At 64.7% G+C, this 17,748-nt stretch carries 20 protein-coding genes and 1 pseudogene; 8 read left to right on the top strand and 13 right to left on the bottom strand.

Annotated features, from left to right (window positions below; genetic code table 11):
• Position 1 precedes the first annotated feature (1 nt).
• The 5 genes from nuoE to CH256_RS15440 all read right to left on the bottom strand — a co-directional run bounded on the left by nuoE (position 2) and on the right by CH256_RS15440 (position 3,835).
• Entirely contained in the window at positions 2-895 is an 894-nt protein-coding gene (gene nuoE / locus CH256_RS15460) for an NADH-quinone oxidoreductase subunit NuoE (protein ID WP_094670000.1), read from the bottom strand.
• Positions 892-2,190, bottom strand: coding sequence for an NADH dehydrogenase (quinone) subunit D (nuoD, locus tag CH256_RS15455; RefSeq protein WP_068050737.1), 1,299 nt, complete (start codon positions 2,188-2,190; stop codon positions 892-894). The genes nuoE and nuoD overlap by 4 nt, the downstream gene beginning before the upstream one ends.
• Complete coding sequence (locus CH256_RS15450) at positions 2,190-2,852, bottom strand: NADH-quinone oxidoreductase subunit C (RefSeq protein WP_094669999.1); 663 nt, start codon at positions 2,850-2,852, stop codon at positions 2,190-2,192. Before CH256_RS15450 ends, nuoD begins: the two co-directional genes overlap by 1 nt.
• Positions 2,849-3,403 (bottom strand): NuoB/complex I 20 kDa subunit family protein, encoded by a 555-nt coding sequence (locus CH256_RS15445; RefSeq protein ID WP_094669998.1) that lies wholly within the window; start codon positions 3,401-3,403, stop codon positions 2,849-2,851. The genes CH256_RS15450 and CH256_RS15445 overlap by 4 nt, the downstream gene beginning before the upstream one ends.
• 72 nt (positions 3,404-3,475) lie before the next feature.
• Positions 3,476-3,835, bottom strand: a complete 360-nt coding sequence (locus tag CH256_RS15440) for an NADH-quinone oxidoreductase subunit A (RefSeq protein WP_032397854.1) — start codon at positions 3,833-3,835, stop codon at positions 3,476-3,478.
• Positions 3,836-4,124: 289 nt separating this feature from the next.
• Here CH256_RS15440 and CH256_RS15435 point away from each other — a divergent pair, with 289 nt between their 5' ends.
• Complete coding sequence (locus CH256_RS15435) at positions 4,125-4,838, top strand: aquaporin (protein WP_094669997.1); 714 nt, start codon at positions 4,125-4,127, stop codon at positions 4,836-4,838.
• Between the two features lies 1 nt (position 4,839).
• Here CH256_RS15435 and CH256_RS15430 read toward each other — a convergent pair whose 3' ends face one another.
• Complete coding sequence (locus CH256_RS15430) at positions 4,840-5,289, bottom strand: hypothetical protein (RefSeq protein WP_094642113.1); 450 nt, start codon at positions 5,287-5,289, stop codon at positions 4,840-4,842.
• A 79-nt stretch (positions 5,290-5,368) separates the two neighbouring features.
• Positions 5,369-6,013, bottom strand: a complete 645-nt coding sequence (locus tag CH256_RS15425) for an AMIN-like domain-containing (lipo)protein (RefSeq protein WP_094669996.1) — start codon at positions 6,011-6,013, stop codon at positions 5,369-5,371.
• A gap of 100 nt (positions 6,014-6,113) precedes the next feature.
• On the opposite strand from CH256_RS15425, the gene CH256_RS15420 reads away from it, so the two are divergent.
• Positions 6,114-6,389: a hypothetical protein gene (locus CH256_RS15420; RefSeq protein WP_068050747.1), complete on the top strand. Its 276-nt coding sequence runs from the start codon at positions 6,114-6,116 to the stop codon at positions 6,387-6,389.
• A gap of 9 nt (positions 6,390-6,398) precedes the next feature.
• Here CH256_RS15420 and CH256_RS15415 read toward each other — a convergent pair whose 3' ends face one another.
• A complete protein-coding gene (locus CH256_RS15415; RefSeq protein WP_068050748.1) occupies positions 6,399-6,830 on the bottom strand; it encodes a hypothetical protein in 432 nt (143 codons plus the stop codon).
• Between the two features lie 66 nt (positions 6,831-6,896).
• Between CH256_RS15415 and CH256_RS15410 the strand changes: the two genes are divergently transcribed.
• Both CH256_RS15410 and CH256_RS15405 read left to right on the top strand, forming a co-directional pair.
• On the top strand, positions 6,897-7,661 hold the full coding sequence (locus tag CH256_RS15410) for a 2-phosphosulfolactate phosphatase (protein ID WP_094669995.1): 765 nt from the start codon (positions 6,897-6,899) through the stop codon (positions 7,659-7,661).
• A gap of 97 nt (positions 7,662-7,758) precedes the next feature.
• Positions 7,759-8,502, top strand: a complete 744-nt coding sequence (locus tag CH256_RS15405; RefSeq protein ID WP_068050753.1) for a polyprenol monophosphomannose synthase — start codon at positions 7,759-7,761, stop codon at positions 8,500-8,502.
• A gap of 8 nt (positions 8,503-8,510) precedes the next feature.
• Here the strand turns inward: CH256_RS15405 and CH256_RS15400 are convergent, their stop codons facing one another.
• The 5 genes from CH256_RS15400 to CH256_RS15380 form a co-directional block, all read right to left on the bottom strand.
• Complete coding sequence (locus tag CH256_RS15400) at positions 8,511-9,296, bottom strand: SDR family oxidoreductase (protein WP_068050750.1); 786 nt, start codon at positions 9,294-9,296, stop codon at positions 8,511-8,513.
• A 135-nt stretch (positions 9,297-9,431) separates the two neighbouring features.
• Positions 9,432-10,718, bottom strand: a complete 1,287-nt coding sequence (locus CH256_RS15395; protein WP_068050751.1) for a M16 family metallopeptidase — start codon at positions 10,716-10,718, stop codon at positions 9,432-9,434.
• 67 nt (positions 10,719-10,785) lie between these two features.
• On the bottom strand, positions 10,786-13,047 hold the full coding sequence (locus tag CH256_RS15390; RefSeq protein WP_094642123.1) for a polyribonucleotide nucleotidyltransferase: 2,262 nt from the start codon (positions 13,045-13,047) through the stop codon (positions 10,786-10,788).
• A 392-nt stretch (positions 13,048-13,439) separates the two neighbouring features.
• Complete coding sequence (rpsO, locus tag CH256_RS15385; protein WP_032397847.1) at positions 13,440-13,709, bottom strand: 30S ribosomal protein S15; 270 nt, start codon at positions 13,707-13,709, stop codon at positions 13,440-13,442.
• A gap of 121 nt (positions 13,710-13,830) precedes the next feature.
• Complete coding sequence (locus CH256_RS15380; RefSeq protein WP_094669994.1) at positions 13,831-14,799, bottom strand: bifunctional riboflavin kinase/FAD synthetase; 969 nt, start codon at positions 14,797-14,799, stop codon at positions 13,831-13,833.
• 102 nt (positions 14,800-14,901) lie between these two features.
• Here CH256_RS15380 and CH256_RS15375 point away from each other — a divergent pair, with 102 nt between their 5' ends.
• From CH256_RS15375 to CH256_RS28610, 4 genes and pseudogenes are all read left to right on the top strand, one after another.
• Positions 14,902-15,864 carry a metal ABC transporter substrate-binding protein gene (locus tag CH256_RS15375; RefSeq protein WP_373454829.1) on the top strand — a complete coding sequence of 321 codons (963 nt, stop codon included), beginning with the start codon at positions 14,902-14,904 and terminating at the stop codon, positions 15,862-15,864.
• Positions 15,861-16,688, top strand: a complete 828-nt coding sequence (locus tag CH256_RS15370; protein WP_094669993.1) for a metal ABC transporter ATP-binding protein — start codon at positions 15,861-15,863, stop codon at positions 16,686-16,688. Before CH256_RS15375 ends, CH256_RS15370 begins: the two co-directional genes overlap by 4 nt.
• Positions 16,689-16,691: 3 nt before the next feature.
• Positions 16,692-17,564 carry a metal ABC transporter permease gene (locus CH256_RS15365; RefSeq protein WP_094669992.1) on the top strand — a complete coding sequence of 291 codons (873 nt, stop codon included), beginning with the start codon at positions 16,692-16,694 and terminating at the stop codon, positions 17,562-17,564.
• A gap of 1 nt (position 17,565) precedes the next feature.
• Positions 17,566-17,748: pseudogene (locus tag CH256_RS28610) on the top strand (metal-dependent transcriptional regulator); the annotation flags it as partial.

The raw sequence follows: 17,748 nt of genomic DNA, 5'->3' as shown, positions 1-17,748 counted from the left end.
GTCATTTCCCCTTCGTCGGTGGATCGGTTTCGGTGGTGTTCGGCTGCGGTGGAACGGTCGCCGAAGGAGCCGGAGCCGGTTTCTCGCGCACCGTTTCCGCCACTGCTTCGGCACCGAGATCGGGATGATCGTCCGGGGAGCCGGTGACGGCCCGGGGAGCCGTCATCGAGTGCTCACGGGCGTACCGCAGACCCGTGAGACTGGCTTCGCCTGCGCTGCCGGAGGATTCGAGTGCACCCGGCCGATCGTCGGCGAAGCCGGCCAGAATCCGCTCGGTCTCGCGGAACGTGCACAGCGGAGCGCCGCGGGTCGGGGTCACCTGCGCACCGGATCGAAGCGCATCGACCAGTTCTCGTGCCGACGCCGGAGTTCTGTTGTCGAAGAACTCCCAGTTGACCATCATCACCGGTGCGAAGTCGCAGGCGGCGTTGCACTCGATGTGCTCGAGAGTGATGGTGCCGTCGGCGGTGGTCTCGCCGTGATCGATATCGAGGTGATCACGCAGGGCATCCATGATGGCGTCGCCGCCCATGACAGCGCACAGGGTGTTGGTGCACACTCCGACGCGGTAGTTTCCGGTGGGCTCGCGGCGGTACATCGAGTAGAAGGTCGCGACCGCGGTGACCTCTGCTCCGGTGAGATCGAGTACGTCCGAACAGAATTCGATTCCGGCCGGCGTGAGATATCCGTCCTCGGATTGCACCAGGTGCAGCAGCGGTAGCAACGCCGATCGGGCCTGAGGATAACGACTCAGGATGACCTCGGCGTCGGCGCGCAGGCGGGCACGAACGTCGGCGGGATAGAACGCACGTGCGTCGGGGCCGACCAGCTGTACTGCTTCCTCGGGGCGAGCTCCGAGTTGGACGAGCACCGGCTCCGAGCGCGGCGTGGTCATCGGTCCACCCCGCCCATCACCGGATCGATACTGGCGACGGCAGCGATGACGTCGGAGATCATGCCGCCCTCGCACATCGCGGCAACCGCCTGCAGGTTGGTGAACGAGGGGTCTCTGAAATGCACTCGGTACGGCCGAGTTCCACCGTCACTGACGATGTGCACACCCAGTTCGCCTCGCGGCGATTCCACCGTGGACAGCACTTGGCCCGCCGGCACACGCATGCCCTCGGTCACCAATTTGAAGTGGTGGATCAACGACTCCATCGAGGTGTCCATGATGGTGCGCACGTGGTCCTGAGAATTGCCGAGACCATCGGGTCCGGAGACGAGTTCGGCCGGCCAGGCGATCTTCTTGTCGTCGATGACCACCGGTCCGGGCCGAAGACGATCGAGAGTCTGCTCGACGATCTTGAGCGATTCCTTCATCTCTTCGACGCGAATCAGATAGCGCCCGTAGCAGTCACATCCGGTGTCTGTGACGACATCGAACTCGTAGTTCTCGTACCCGCAGTAGGGGTCGGACCGGCGCAGATCGTAGGGCAGTCCGGTCGATCGGAGCACCGGCCCGGTGACGCCGAGGGCCATGCATCCGGTGAGGTCCAGGTAGCCGACGTTCTCGGTTCTGGCCTTCCAAATCGGGTTGTCGTTGAGCATGAGTTCGAGATCGCGTAGCCGTCCGGGAAGAACCCGCAGCAACTCGCGGACCTTGTCGATCGCATCGGCGGGCAGGTCCTGAGACAAGCCGCCGGGACGGATGTAGGCGTGGTTCATTCGAAGTCCGGTGATGGCCTCGAAGACGTCGAGAATCAGTTCGCGCTCCCGGAAGCCGAACAGCATCGCCGTCACGGCACCCAATTCCATTCCACCCGTGGCCAATGCAACGAGGTGCGACGAGATCCGATTGAGCTCCATCAGCATCACCCGGATCACCGTCGCGCGCTCGGGAATGTCGTCGGTGATGTCGAGCAGCTTCTCCACCCCGAGGCAGTACGCGGTCTCGTTGAAGAAGGGCGAGAGATAGTCCATCCGAGTGACGAACGTGACGCCCTGAGTCCAGTTGCGATACTCGAGATTCTTCTCGATACCGGTGTGCAGGTACCCGATTCCACACCGGGCCTCGGTGACGGTCTCGCCTTCGATCTCGAGAATCAACCGAAGCACACCATGGGTGGACGGGTGCTGCGGACCCATGTTGACCACGATGCGTTCCGTGGTCGACCCGCGCGCAAGTTCGACCACGTCGTCCCAGTCCTGGCCCGACACTGCATAGATGGTTTCGTCCGTTGCGCTCATCAGTTGTACGACCTGCGCTCGTTGGGAGGCGCGACCCGAGCGCCCTTGTACTCGATGGGAATTCCACCCAAGGGATAGTCCTTGCGTTGCGGGTGCCCGACCCAGTCGTCCGGCATCTCGATCCGCGTCAGTGCGGGATGACCGTCGAACACGATGCCGAAGAAGTCGTAGACCTCGCGTTCGTGCCAATCGTTGGTCGGATAGACCGCGCAGAGCGACGGTGTGTGCGGATCCGCATCGGGCACAGCGACTTCGAGTCGCAGGCGGCGTCCGTGGGTGATGGACACCAGATGGTAGACCGCGCGCAGTTCCCGGCCGACCTGATCCGGGTAGTGCACACCCGATGCTCCCGTGCACAATTCGAATCTCAGTTCCTCGTCGTCACGGAGAGCGCGGGCCACGGCGGGCACGTGTTCTCGCGAGAGATGCAGCGTCAGTTCGTCGCGAAAGATCACGGCACGCTCGACGGCGTCCTCGAAGGGTACGGCCGCGTCACCGGTGTCGAGGACCGCGGCCAATCGATCGACCACGGCGTCGAAGTAGCTGCCGTAGGGCCGGACAGCCGTGTCCACCGATGCCACCGGCGGCTGCAACCGGCCGTAGCCGGAGGTGTCACCGCTCCCCCGGACGCCGAACATCCCGCGGGGCCCGTGCGGCGTCATCTCAGCAGCCCCTTCAGATCGATGGTCGGGGTGGACGCCAACGCCGCAGCCTCGGCGGCCGCGCGCACCTGCTCGCGATTGACACCCAGCGGCATCTGCTGAATCTTTCTGTGCAGCTCCAAGATTGCGTTGAGCAGCATCTCGGGTCGGGGCGGACAACCGGGTAGGTAAATGTCGACGGGAACGATGTGGTCGACACCCTGCACCACCGCATAGTTGTTGAACATTCCGCCCGAGGACGCGCAGACGCCCATGGCCAGAACCCATTTCGGTTCCGCCATCTGGTCGTACACCTGCCGCAGCACAGGTGCCATCTTTTGGCTGACACGGCCGGCCACGATCATCAGGTCCGCTTGGCGCGGAGACGCACGGAACGCTTCCATGCCGAATCGTGCGAGATCGAACCGACCGGAGGTGGTGGCCATCATCTCGATCGCGCAGCACGCGAGACCGAAGGTCGCGGGCCACAACGAGCCCTTACGAGCGTATCCGGCCAACCCCTCTACGGTGGTCAGCAGAAATCCGCTGGGTAGCTTCTCTTCGAGTCCCATCGATCACACTCTTTCCGCATCCGTTCGAGGTGAGAACCGTGCATCGTGCCGTCGCCGATCAGTGGTTGGACGTCAGTCCCATCCGAGTCCGCCTCGCCGCCACTCGTAGACGTAGGCCACCGACACGTTGACGACGAACAGTGCCATGGCAACCAGTCCGAACGCGCCCAGCACATCGAGATGGACGGCCCACGGATAGAGGAAGACGATCTCGATGTCGAAGATGATGAACAGCATCGCGGTCAGGTAGAACTTCACCGGAAATCGTTGGCCCGTCGGCGCATGCATCGTGGGCTCGATTCCGCACTCGTACGCGTCGAACTTCGCTCGGTTGTACCGCGCGGGTCCCACCATGGTGCCGACCATCACCGAGAACACCGCGAACACGACCGCGATGGCACCGAGAACGAGGATCGGAACGTAGGCGTTCATCCCGGCATCTGCTCCCTCGATCGACTACCGCGCCGGCGCGTAGTAAATGCGACGGCCGTACCAATGTGACCTGAACCACACAGTATGGGTTCGGTGTCGATCTCGCGGGATTTCGAGGAGTCCAGTTTTCGTAAAGCGTTGACGCGCATGGATCACCCGAATTCGTCCACCAAGGAACTGTGACTCAGATCACCTGTCGGCCCCATGCGATCCGCACCGACGAAAACGACAAACCTCCCGACGATCTCGGCCCGCCGAACAAGGCTGCCGACATGGAACAGGAGAGATGATGAAATCGATTTCCGTCTCGGCGCTCGCCGCCGAGGGACTGGGAACTGCCCTGCTCGTGATCTTCGGCGTCGGCACCGCGGTGATCGCGGGCGACACCGTCGGAACCCCGGGCATCGCCCTGGCATTCGGCCTCACGCTGCTCGCGCTGGTCTATGCGATCGGACCGATCTCGGGATGCCACATCAACCCGGCTGTGACGATCGGAGCCCTGATCGCTCGCGCCATCACCCCGATCAAGGCTGTGTTCTACATCGTCGCTCAGGCCGTCGGTGCACTGATCGGCGCGCTGATCGTACTGTTCGTCGCGTCCGGCCGTCCCGGATACGACATGGCGTCGGACGGTCTGGGCACCAATGGATTCGGCAGCGCCTCGCCCGGAGGATACGGGCTGGCGTCGGTCGCGGTGTTCGAGACGATCGCGACCGGCCTGCTCGTCCTCGTCGTACTGGCCACCACGGCTCCCACCGTTCACCCCGTCGTTGCAGCCGGCATACCGATCGGCCTGACCCTGACCGTGGTTCACCTGCTGGGCATCGGAATCGACTCGACGTCGGTCAACCCTGCTCGGTCCCTCGGCCCGGCCCTCCTCGCCGGCGGACCTGCCCTGTCCCAGCTATGGGTGTTCGTGGTGTTCCCCGTACTCGGAGCAGTCGTCGCCGGCGTGATCCATCGGTTCGCGCTGACTGTGCCTGCATCGGAGAAAACGGTCTGATCTAGCGCGATCGAGAGACCCGGGCACCGACGCGTACCGAGCGCTGCTTCAGCAGATCGACCACCGCTCGACCCAGCCGGATCGGATCCAGCGGGTGCGGAACGGCAGCCTCGGCGCGCGACCACTCGGCCAACCACGCATCGTCCGGACGTCCGATGAGTACCAACACCGGTGGGCAGTCGAGGATCTCGTCTTTCAACTGCTTCGCCAGACCCAGACCGCCGACAGGTGAGGACTCGCCGTCGAGAATCGCCAACGCGACATCGCCTGCATCCATGTGCTCGATGACAACGGCTGCCGTGGCGATGTCGACGTACTCGATGTCACCGAGTGCAGGATCCGGTCGAGTTCCGACGGCAGACCGCACCTGGGCGCGGGTTGCGGCATTGCTGCTGTACACGAGCACGCGGACACGACCGGATGGACTCGTTCCCGCTGTGGCGTCGGACACATCGCGATGCTACCGCGCGGTCCCCGGCACACGGATCGAAACAGCCACGGCCGACATGTATTCGACGTTGCTGCGCCGGTCAGTTCTCGACGGTGACGACGACCGCGGCCGGTTCTTCGGTGGTTGTCACCGTGAACGCGGGTCGATCGGCCGCAACTCCGATGAAAGCCTGCGAGATTCCGCCGGGATCAGCCAGAAAATCGGCCGAGACGATCGTAGACTCCGCGTCACCTCGCACCCGTTCCGGCCCGGCATACGGAGAGAAGGTGTCGTCGGAGTCCGTCGACGTACCCGACAGGTCCACCTGCAACACCGATCTCCCCGGCACTGCCAGCGGTTCACTGGTGCCGTAGCGAATGGCCTCGTCGACGTACCGCACCGTATAGGAGACGGGGCCGTTGCCTGCCAACCTGAATTCGACGGCCGCCGACTCCGCGAACACCACGTCGGTGACACCGACCGGCGACGCACCTGGGAATCGCGCGCCATCGAGGCTCAGAGGAAGCTCTGTCACCGCGGGCGGCAGCGCTTCGACGGTCGGCCTGGGATTGGACATTGGATCACCGACGACCAGTGATCCCGTGACCGTGGTGTAGTTCGTGTCGGCCGAGACCTCGTCGACCGGGCCGCTGCCCCCTGCGCCGGCACAGCCCGCGACAAAACCGAGTATCAGTGATCCGACGACCGAGAGCGCGACCGGAGCCCTGCGGTGGCCGTCGTACATCGCCTCACCGTACTGAAGAAACCGATCGGTTCGGTAGTGCTGCGTCGACGCGATTCGGTCACGATTGCACCGACCTCCGATCCTGCTAGCGTCAGAGGGTATGGACCCGAAGAGCTATTCGTCCGGTGAGCGTGTGTTCGGTCCGCCCAACGGAACTTTCGACGCGGATTGGGCGGCGACCGCACTGCGATCGAACCGTCCCGAGTTGGACCACCCCACCTCGGTGCGGCTGGTGGAACAGGCCTGGGACCTACTCCGAACGCAAGGGCTGCGCGGAGAACGACTCGCCACTGCGCTGGACCTCGAGCCCGGTCTTGCTGCTGCAGTGTCCGCGGTAGCCACCGAGACCGCCGAGCTCTACCTGGACCCTCGGTAGCTCCAGGTCTCAGCTCGGACCGAACTGCTCCCACGCGAACCCGGCCACGAGCACCGCTGTACCGCCGATTTCGGCAACGATCAACGACACCATGAACAGGTGCGTCCCCGGGACGGGATCGACGAACTGGTTCTCGGTGTCTCGCCGAAATCCGTGGACGGTGTAACTCGCGACGGCTGCGACGAAGAACACCAGCACCACCGACGCGGCGATCAGGTCCACCGTGACCGACCACGCGCTGAACTGCGCCAGCACTGCGAGCACCAGGGCGGCGAACGAGTACATCAACGCTGCCCGATGGGCGATGTCGACATAACGATGCGCAGTGCCATCCGGTGACGTCGACATCTGGTGATACTTGATCACCCCCAATCCCAATGCCCACAGCAGCAGGAGACCGGCCACGAGGACGATCACCTTGGTGTCCAGGTCCAGCTGCATGTCTACCTCCCCCACTCGATCCCGCGCCGAAGGTATCACCGGCACCGGACTTGATACCGTTCCGCAATGCCGGCCGACTCCGTACTGTCCCAGAACGCATTCGGGCTCCGCTTCGACTGGGGTCTGTCCGGTGCCGACGCCATCGTCGACGGCGCAGACATCGCCGTCGTCGTGGACGTCCTGTCCTTCACCACCACTCTCACGGTTGCTGTGGACGCGGGCATCGACGTCATCCCCAGTCGGTGGCGCGACGACCGGGCCACGCAGTTGGCCGAGCAGTTCGACGCGGTCCTCGCCGTGGGGCGGTCGGCCGCCTCACCGGGCCTGATCAGCTTGTGCCCGGCGACCGTCCGGGCCGCGCCTGCTCCGACACGACTGGTGCTGCCGTCACCGAACGGATCCACCATCGCCCACGAGCTCGCGAGCACGGCCCCGCTGTGCGTGGGCGCGTCGCTCAGAAACGCATCGGCCGTAGCGCAGTGGATACGTGCCAGGAACCCAAACGCAGTGACAGCGGTCATAGCGGGCGGTGAAAAGTGGCCGGACGGATCCCTCCGGCCCGCCGTCGAGGACCTGTGGGGTGCCGGTGCAGTCATCGCTGCCCTCGTCGACGCCGGAGCTGCCGATGTCTCCCCGGAGGCGCGCGCAGCTGCGTCCGCGTGGCGAGCCGTGGAGCGAGACGTGGGCTCGGAGCTGCGACAATGCGGCTCCAGTCGTGAATTGGCCGGGATGGGGCACCTGGAAGACGTGGACATCGCAGCCGAGGTCGATTCGAGTTCGAGCGTTCCGATTCTGCGCGGCGGCGTATTCGTCGACGCGACTCGGGCATGAGTCGACCGGCGCTCGAAAACGACCCACGATACCGACCCGACACGGCCGGTCGTGTCCGATATTTGGATCGGAACCCCGAATCACGGATCATACGGTGGTGAGTACGGAACGAGTCGCCCCGAAGACCACCGTCGTTGTACCGACGTACAACGAACGTGAGAACCTCCCCAAGCTCGTCGAGCTGCTGGCAGGGTTGCAGGTGGAGGGGCTCGGTGTGTTGGTCGTCGACGACAATTCGCCCGACGGCACCGGCGACGTCGCCGACAAGTTGGCCATCGACGGCCCCATCGAGGTCAGCGTTCTGCACCGCACGGAGAAGAACGGGCTCGGACGCGCGTACGTCGCAGGCATGACCAGGGCCCTCGACGAGGGTGCGGACATCGTCATTCAAATGGACGCCGATCTCTCGCACCCCACCGAGGTGATCCCGGCGATGATCGACAAACTGAACACCACCGACGCGGCCGTGGTGCTCGGATCGCGATACGTACCGGGCGGAGCGGTCGCCGCCGATTGGCCCTGGCACCGCAAGGCCCTGTCCGCATGGGCGAACTTCTACGTCAACACGATCCTGCGCCTCGGCGTCAAGGATGCGACAGCGGGATTCAAGGCGTGGCACGCGCGCACCCTGCGCACCATCGATGTTGCCTCGGTCGAGAGCAACGGGTACGCATTCCAGGTCGAGATGAACTACCGAACCGTCAAGCACGGCCTCACTCTCGCCGAAGTGCCGATCACCTTCGAGGAGCGCAGCGAGGGCGAATCCAAGATGAGCCTGTCGGTTCAGCTCGAGTCGGCATTGGTGCCCTGGAAGCTGTTGCTGCGCAAGAAGAAGCTCTGACCGAGGCGTCACGGCGTGAAGCGTCGGAATCCGCCTTCGGCACCGATGACCTGACCGGTGATCGAGCCCGAATCGGGCGAGAGCAGCATCGCCACGACCGCCGCGGCCTCGTCCGGAGAGTTCCACCGACCCCGCGGCATGTGGCGCAAGACGAACGTGTCCAGATCGGCACTCGCCCAACCGGTATCGGTCGGACCAGGATTGATCGTGTTGACGGTGATACCCCGTTCGATCAGCGAATCGGCCAAGGTCGGTGTGATCGCGGCGATCGCGCCCTTGGTCACCGCGTAGGGAATCTCGGTCGGCATCGGCCCCTCACCCTGCCCGGACGTGAACAGCACGATGCGTCCGCCGTCGCGGTGATCGACGTACCGTTCCGCAAATTCCTGCACCAGAAGCAAGGACGCGCGCACGTTCACCGCCCACGTCAGGTCGAGGCTCTCTGCCGTCAGAGACCCCACGTCGCCCAGCTGTGATCGCGCATGGTTGATGACCAACGAGTCGACGGCTCCGAACCTGGATTCGGCAGCATCGAACAGGGCGGCAGGTGCTTCGGGATCGGAGAGATCGATGTCGAGATGCCCGAGCCTGCTTGGCGCGGTGGACAACTCGGCCAGAACCTGTACTGCTCCCGGCGTCCCCGCTCCCCACGGCTCGCTCACGTCGTAGGAATCGCAGGATTGAACGAAGACGCGGCCGCGCTCATCCTGCAGCAACCTACGAGTGATGGCGTAGCCGATACCGAGGCGTCGACTCACACCGGTGACGAGGACGGTACGCCCATCGCTGTTCATGCTGCATTGTCGACCTTAGCGGCATACACGTCAACGCCGAGAGCACGGTTGCCACCGTCGCACCGGAGAATCCACAGTTCACCGCCCTGCGACTGTGGACCTCCGTGCACGGAAACAGCGACGCGATCGCCGACGCTACCGAACCAGGGACTTGACCGACGCCGGTAGCTGGCGGACGTTCTTGTAGGGGCCGACCACCGCGGCACCGAAAGGACGGTCGAGCAACACGGCCGCGACCTCACGTACTTCGTCGTTGCCGACACTGTCGATCCGTGCCAACGTATCGGTGATGTCGCGGTGATTGCCGTAGTTCAGTTCGCTACGACCGATCCGGTTCATCCGAGAGCCCGAATCTTCGAGTCCCAGAACCAATCCGCCGCGCAACGAACCCTTGGCCCGCGCACACTCCGCGTCGGTGATGCCCTCGGAGGCGACCTTGGCGAGCACTTCCCTGATCACCGTGGTCACTTCGCCCAGGTTCTCCGGCTGACAACCCGCGTAGACGGAGAACGCACCGCTGTCGGCAAACGTGTCCACCGAGGAGTACACCGAGTACGCCAGTCCGCGCTCTTCCCTGATCTCCTGGAACAAGCGAGAACTGAGCCCGCCGCCCACTGCCGAGTTCAGCACGGACAACGCCCAGCGATGCCCTTCGTGTCGACCGAACGCACGTACGCCGAGGCACAGGTGTGCCTGCTCGCTGTCACGAGTCGTCAGACTCAACGTGGGAGCATTACGCAATCGCGCTGTGCCGCTTCGCCTTTCGGCCGGCCGCAGACCCTTTTCCAGATGGCCCGCGAAAGCGCGACGCACCAACGACACAATCTGCTTGTGGTCGACGTTGCCCGCAACAGCAACGACCATGCGCTGCGGCGTGTAGCGCCGAACGTGGAACGAGTGCAACTGCGCACGGGTCATCGACTCGATGGATTCGACGGAGCCGATGATCGGGCGCCCGATCGGATGATCACCGAACATGGCTTCCAGGAAGGCATCTCCCAGCAGATCCTCGGGATCGTCGTCGCGCATGGAGATCTCTTCGAGGACCACCTGACGCTCGACGTCGACATCTGCCGATCGGCACCGGCCACGAAGCACCACATCGCTGACGAGATCGATGGCGAGCGCCACGTCCTCGTCGAGCACGTGCGCGTAGAAGCACGTGCTCTCCTTCGAGGTGAACGCGTTCAGCTCTCCCCCGACACCGTCCATCACCTGGGCGATCTCGAGCGCACTGCGCGTGGGCGTCGATTTGAACAGCAGATGTTCGAGGAAGTGTGCCGCACCGGCAACACTGGGTTGCTCGTCGCGCGAGCCGACTCCGACCCACACACCGACCGAGGCCGAGCGAACGCCTGGCACGAACTCGGTGACGACCCGAAGACCGCCGGGCAGAGTGGTGCGTTGCACGCCCGTGTCGATGCCGGTGCTCTCTGGAACGGCCGAACGGTACGTCCCGAGGGGACGTACCGTTCGGCTCGATTGCTTCTTACTCAGCGCTGACCTCGGCGGGTGCCTCGGGAGCGTCGGCGGGAGCAGCAGCGTTGTCGTCTTCGACGGGAACGAGGCTGATCTTGCCGCGGTTGTCGATATCGGCGATCTCGACGCGCAACTTCGATCCGACGCTCACGACGTCCTCGACCTTGTTGATGCGCTTGCCGTTACCGAGCTTGGAGATGTGCACCAGTCCGTCGCGGCCCGGGAGCAGCGAGACGAATGCACCGAAAGCCGTTGTCTTGACGACGGTTCCGAGGAATCGCTCGCCGACCTTCGGCAGCTGCGGGTTGGCGATGGCGTTGATCATGTCGATCGCGGCCTGTGCGGACGGGCCGTCCGCTGCACCGACGTAGACAGTGCCGTCATCTTCGATCGAGATGTTGGCACCGGTCTGCTCGGTGATGGAGTTGATCATCTTGCCCTTGGGCCCGATGACCTCGCCGATCTTGTCGACCGGCACCTTGATCGCGGTGACGCGAGGTGCGTACGGGCTCATCTCGTCCGGGGTGTCGATGGCCTCGGCCATGACCTCGAGGATCGTCGTGCGCGCATCCTTGGCCTGCGACAGCGCGCCGGCGAGCACCTTGGAGGGGATGCCGTCGAGCTTGGTGTCGAGCTGCAGTGCGGTGACGAAGTCCTTGGTTCCGGCGACCTTGAAGTCCATGTCGCCGAATGCGTCCTCGGCACCGAGGATGTCGGTGAGGGCGACGTAGCGGGTCTCACCGTCGACCTCGTCGGACACGAGGCCCATTGCGATTCCGGCGACCGGGGCACGCAGTGGCACACCGGCATTGAGCAGCGACAGCGTCGATGCACACACCGAGCCCATCGAGGTCGAGCCGTTGGAGCTCAGTGCCTCGGAGACCTGGCGGATGGCGTACGGGAACTCTGCCTGGCTGGGCAGAACCGGCAGCAGAGCGCGCTCGGCGAGCGCGCCGTGGCCGATCTCGCGACGCTTCGGCGAACCGACGCGGCCGGTCTCACCGGTGGAGTAGGGCGGGAAGTTGTAGTGGTGCATGTAGCGCTTGGACGTCTCGGGCCCGAGCGAGTCGACCTGCTGCGCCATCTTGACCATGTCGAGGGTGGTGACGCCCAGGATCTGGGTCTCGCCGCGCTCGAACAGGGCGGATCCGTGGGTACGCGGGATGATCGCGACCTCGGCGGACAGCGACCGGATGTCGGTGATGCCGCGGCCGTCGATGCGGAAGTGATCGGTGAGGATGCGCTGGCGAACCGACTTCTTGGTCAGTGCGCGGAATGCGGCACCGATCTCCTTCTCGCGGCCGGCGAAGCTGTCTCCGACCGACGTGAGGACCTGAGCCTTGACCTCGTCGAGCTTGCTCTCACGCTCGGCCTTGCCTGCGATGGTCAGTGCCTCGTTGAGCGGGATCTTCGCGGCGTTCTCGACGGCCTCGAAGACGTCCGACTGGTACGCCGGGAAAACCGGGTAGTCGCCGGTGGGCTTTGCTGCCTTGGACGCGAGCTCCTGCTGTGCGGTGCACAGGGCTGCGATGAAGGGCTTCGATGCCTCGAGTCCCTCGGCGACGACCGCTTCGTTGGGGGCGGTAGCGCCACCCTCGATGAGCTCGATGACGTTCTCGGTGGCCTCGGCTTCGACCATCATGATCGCGACGTCTGCGTCGGCACCTGAGCCGGAGACGATGCGGCCGGCGACGACCATGTTGAACACGGCCTTCTCGAGCTGCTCGTTGGTCGGGAACGCGACCCACTGCTTGTCGATCAGTGCGACGCGAACGCCGCCGATCGGACCGGAGAACGGCAGTCCGGCGATCTGCGTCGAGGCCGATGCCGCGTTGATCGCGACGACGTCGTACAGATCGGCCGGGTTGAGGCTCATAACCGTGATGACGACCTGGATCTCGTTGCGCAGTCCGTCGACGAACGTCGGACGCAGCGGCCGGTCGATCAGGCGGCAGGTGAGGATGGCGTCGGTGGACGGACGGCCCTCGCGACGGAAGAACGATCCGGGGATACGGCCCGCGGCGTACATGCGCTCTTCGACGTCGACCGTCAGCGGGAAGAAATCGAAGCCCTCACGGGGGTGCTTGCCGGCGGTCGTTGCCGACAGCAGCATGGTGTCCTCGTCGAGGTACGCGGCGACTGCGCCTGCGGCCTGCTGCGCGAGGCGGCCGGTCTCGAAGCGGATGGTCCGCTTGCCGAACGTGCCGTTGTCGATGATCGCAGTTGCTTCGTAGACGCCTTCTTCGACGTCCAAGGTTGTGGTTTCCGACATGTGTTCTGTTCTCGTCCTCTCGTCTTTGCCGTGCCCGCGTGGACACACCACCAGCCCTCCTGGCTGTGGCGGCATACCTGTGCCGTCCATCTCCGAGCTTCTCTCGGGACGCGGCTGCGCGGAGGCGGCCATCGATCGAAGCCCACCGGATCTCGTATCCGAAAGGCCACTACCGAAGACCGTCACCACGGCATGACAGGCATACACGGCGGTGTGCGAATGCTGTGCATTCGCTTTCTCGTGCTGGCGAAACTGTTCTTGCGGTACAAACACAGATAGCCAACGAGGAACAGTCTAAGCACTGCCTCGTTGGCTACTGCACTATTGCTGCGAGTCGGGTGCGCACCGGCGCGTCGAACCGTGCATCGGTGACATCCTCGCGTCGATGCGAATTATCGACGCAGACCCAGACGCTCGATGAGCGAGCGGTAGCGGGTGACGTCGACCTTCGCGATGTACTTGAGCAGACGACGACGACGTCCGACCAGCAGCAGCAGGCCGCGGCGGGAGTGGTGGTCGTGCTTGTGCGTCTTGAGGTGCTCGGTCAAGTCGACGATGCGCTTGGTGAGCATTGCAACCTGCGCCTCGGGCGAACCCGTGTCGGTGGGGTGCAAGCCGTACTCGCCGAGAACGGCCTTCTTCTGTTCGGTGGTCAATGCCACTGGTACTACTCCTGATCAATGACGTCCGCGTGAAAGGAAGCTACGCGCCCGGTGTCGAGACCACGGGATCGAAGCCGGTACAGCCGCCGCGGACCGCAGCGAGCACCGAGGGGACAGCCTATCAGGCCGTGCTGGCCGCCAGGATCGTCCGGGCCCGCTCGGCGTCGCGGCCCATCTCCTCCACGAGGGCTTCCATCGAGTCGAACTTCTCCATGCCGCGCAGTCGGTCGACGAAGTCGACTGCCACGTGCTGCCCGTACAGGTCGGCCTCACCGTCGAGGACGAATGCCTCGACGGTCCTGGTACGACCCGAGAACGTGGGATTGGTGCCCACCGATACGGCAGCCGGATGCCGCTCCCCCGGAGTGACCGTCCCCATGATCGGACCCGGCCCGAGCACGGTGAACCATGCCGCGTACACGCCGTCGGCGGGAATGGCCGAGTACATGGGCGGCGCGACATTGGCTGTGGGATAACCCATTTGGCGACCTCGGCCGTCTCCGTGCACGACGACTCCTTCGACGCGATGCGGTCGCCCGAGCGCGGCGGTGGCTGCAGCGACGTCACCGGCGTCCACACACGATCTGATGTACGTCGAGGAGAACGTCACGGCGTGCTCGGCGAGCAGGTTGACTCCGTCGACTGCGAATCCGGACCGTTCGCCGATCTTGCGCAGCATGGGCACGGTGCCGAGCGCCTTCTTCCCGTAGGTGAAGTTCTCACCGACGACGACCTCGGCAACGTGCAGGCGTTCGATCAGGATCTCGTGCACGTAACGCTCGGGAGTGAGCTTCATCAACTCGGGCGTGAACGGCATGACGCAGAAGACGTCGATACCCAGCTCCTCGGCGAGTTCGGCCCGCCTCGTCAGGGTCGTCAACTGAGCAGGATGGCTTCCCGGTCGCACGACCTCCATCGGATGGGGATCGAACGTCATGAGCACGCTGGGAACGCCGCGCTTCTTCGCAGCGGCCACCGCTCGCCCGATCAGTTGTGCGTGTCCGCGATGAACGCCGTCGAAGACGCCGATCGTGAGCACGCACCGACCCCAGTCGGCAGGTACATCGTCGAGACCTCGCCATCTCTGCACACGCGAAGCCTACGGCCCGACGGCCGCTCGGTCACTCTCGGACAGGCGTGTCGCGCGCGGCACGTATGGACAAAAAGGTATCCCCACGGTAAATGTTTCGGTGTGCCTAACTTTTTTCTTCGCCGGTGTGGATCGCGCAGTGGGCGGATTCTCGCGAGCTGGGCCGTGGTGGGACTACTGGTGGCAGCCTCGAGCGGCTGCGCCCGTGCCGTCGGGGAGGACGATCCGGCGGTGCTCGACGACGGCAGACCCCTGGTTCTGACGACCTTCACCGTCCTCGCCGACATGGCCGCCAATGTCGCCGGCGATCACCTCCGAGTGGAATCGATCACAAAAGCCGGAGCCGAGATCCACGGCTACGAGCCGACCCCAGGAGACCTACGCACCGCAGAGCAGGCCGAGCTGATCCTGGACAACGGTCTCGGGCTGGAGGCCTGGTTCGAGAAATTCGTCGAGCGCATCCCCGCACCCCACGCCGTGGTGAGTGCGAACGTGGACCCGATCTACATTCGCGACGACGCCTACGCCGGCAAAGCGAACCCCCACGCATGGATGTCGCCCGTCGTGGCCGAGACGTACGTCGAGAACATCGCCGACGCCTTCGTCGCGCTCGATCCCGCCAACACCGACGACTACCGCGCGAACGCAGCCGCATACGTGGGACAACTACGCGAGGTCGGTGCCGAACTGGCCGCGGATCTCTCCGGGCTACCGGCTCGTCAGCGCGCGCTCGTCACCTGCGAGGGCGCATTCGGCTATCTGGCCCGCGACTTCGATCTGCAGGAGGCCTACCTGTGGCCGGTCAACGCCGAGCAGGAAGGAACGCCGAAGCAGGTGGTCCGCACCATCGACTTCGTTCGCGACAACGACGTACCTGCCGTGTTCTGCGAGTCGACGGTCTCGGACAAGGCGCAGCTGCAGGTCGCCGAGGACACCGGCGCGCGGTTCGGCGGACAGCTCTACGTCGATTCTCTGAGCGACGCCACCGGACCGGTCCCCACGTACCTGGATCTACTGCGCTACGACGCACGGTTGATCGCCGACGCACTGGTAGGAGAACGATGACCCAGCACACTGGAGACCCGCGTCAAAGGACCCCGCACGAGACCGGGGCAGCGCTGTCGGTGGACGCCGTCAACGTTCGATACCGCGACGTCGTAGCCCTCACCGATGCCAGCCTGACCCTCGCACCCGGCCGGGTGTGCGGGTTGGTCGGAATGAACGGGTCGGGCAAGTCGACGCTGTTCAAAGCCGTCATGGGAGTGGTCAAGCCCAACTCCGGCTCGATCACCGTGTTCGGCGGAGACCCGGCGCAGGCGCGCAAGGCCGGCACGGTCAGCTACGTGCCCCAGGCGGAATCCGTCGATTGGACATTCCCGATCAGCGTGCGCGACGTGGTGATGATGGGCCGATACGGAAAGCAGAATTTTCTCCGCACTCCCCGAGCCGCCGATCGACTGGCCGTCGACGAGGCTCTGCAGCGCGTCGACCTCGCCGAACTGGCGAACCGACAGATCGGCCAGCTCTCCGGCGGTCAGCGCAAGCGTGCGTTCGTCGCCCGCGCCATCGCCCAGGAGGCATCGCTGCTGTTGCTCGACGAGCCCTTCGCCGGTGTGGACAAGAAAACCGAGGCAACCATCACCCGGCTGCTCCGCGAACTCGCAGCACAGGGTGCGTCGGTTCTGGTGTCCACACACGATCTACATGCCCTACCGGAACTGTGCGACGAAGCGATCCTGCTGCAGCAGCGCGTGCTGATGCACGGCAGTCCGATCGACGTACTGCGCCCGGAGAACCTGGCGCTGGCCTTCGGCATCGACCCGTCGAAGGTCGGCGAGTTGGGTGCGGGCAGTCGAACTCCTGCCACCCGAACCACGGAAGCGAGCTGAACCGTGTATCTGATCGATTTTCTCGTGGACCCACTCGAGTACACCTTCATGCAGCGAGCCCTTCTGGTCACCGTCACCGCCTCGATCGTGTGCGCGGTGCTGAGCTGCTGGCTCGTCCTCATCGGGTGGTCGCTGATGGGCGACGCCGTCTCGCACGCAGTTCTTCCCGGCGTCGCGCTGTCGTACCTGTTCGGGGCACCGTTCGCGATCGGAGCGCTGCTGTTCGCCCTCATCGCGGTCGGTGCCATCGGAGTGGTCCGCAACACCACCATCGTCAAGGAGGACGCCGCGATCGGCGTCGTCTTCACCACCTTGTTCGCGCTCGGCGTCGTCCTGATCTCCAAGTTTCCGAGTCAGATCGACCTCAACCACATCCTGTTCGGCAATCTGCTGGGAGTCTCGCAGGCAGACATGGTTCAGGTGTTCGTCCTCGGCGGTATCGCGCTGGTCGTCATGATCGTCAAGCGTCGCGACTTCACTCTCTTCGCCTTCGACCGCACCCAGGCCCGCGCCGTAGGCATCAACCCGTCGGTGATCTCGGCCGTCATGCTGACCCTGCTCGCCCTGACGACCGTGGTCGCGCTCCAGGCCGTCGGCGTCATCCTCGTGGTGGCGATGCTGATCACTCCCGGTGCGTCCGCCTATCTGCTCACGCACAGCTTCGGCCGCATGCTCGTGCTGGCACCGGTCATTTCGGTGGGTTGCGCGCTGGTGGGGATCTACGCCAGCTTCTACCTCGACGTGTCCTCCGGCGGCAGCGTCGTGCTCACCCAGGGACTGGTCTTCGTCCTTGCCTACCTCTTCAGCCCCTCACAGGGCATCGTCGTCCGCGCTCTGCGACAACGCGGACAGGTGCCGGTGGCTCCGGCCGGGTGAGATGTCTTTTTCCATTGGATTGCCTAAGCTCGGCGACGTGGCGCTACGAAAAGACGATCCCGCACCGGCCGACGAGGGCGTCCAGCTGTCCGCGGTTGCGCAGGACTATCTCAAGGTCATCTGGACGGCCAGTGAGTGGAGCGAGGACTCGGTCAGCACCAAGATGCTCTCCGAGCGCATCGGT

Source organism: Rhodococcus sp. 05-2254-6 (assembly GCF_002258565.1).
In the GTDB taxonomy this organism is placed as follows: domain Bacteria; phylum Actinomycetota; class Actinomycetes; order Mycobacteriales; family Mycobacteriaceae; genus Rhodococcoides.
The sequence above is the reverse complement of the archived record's forward strand: the minus strand, read 5'-3'. Positions and strand labels throughout refer to the sequence as shown.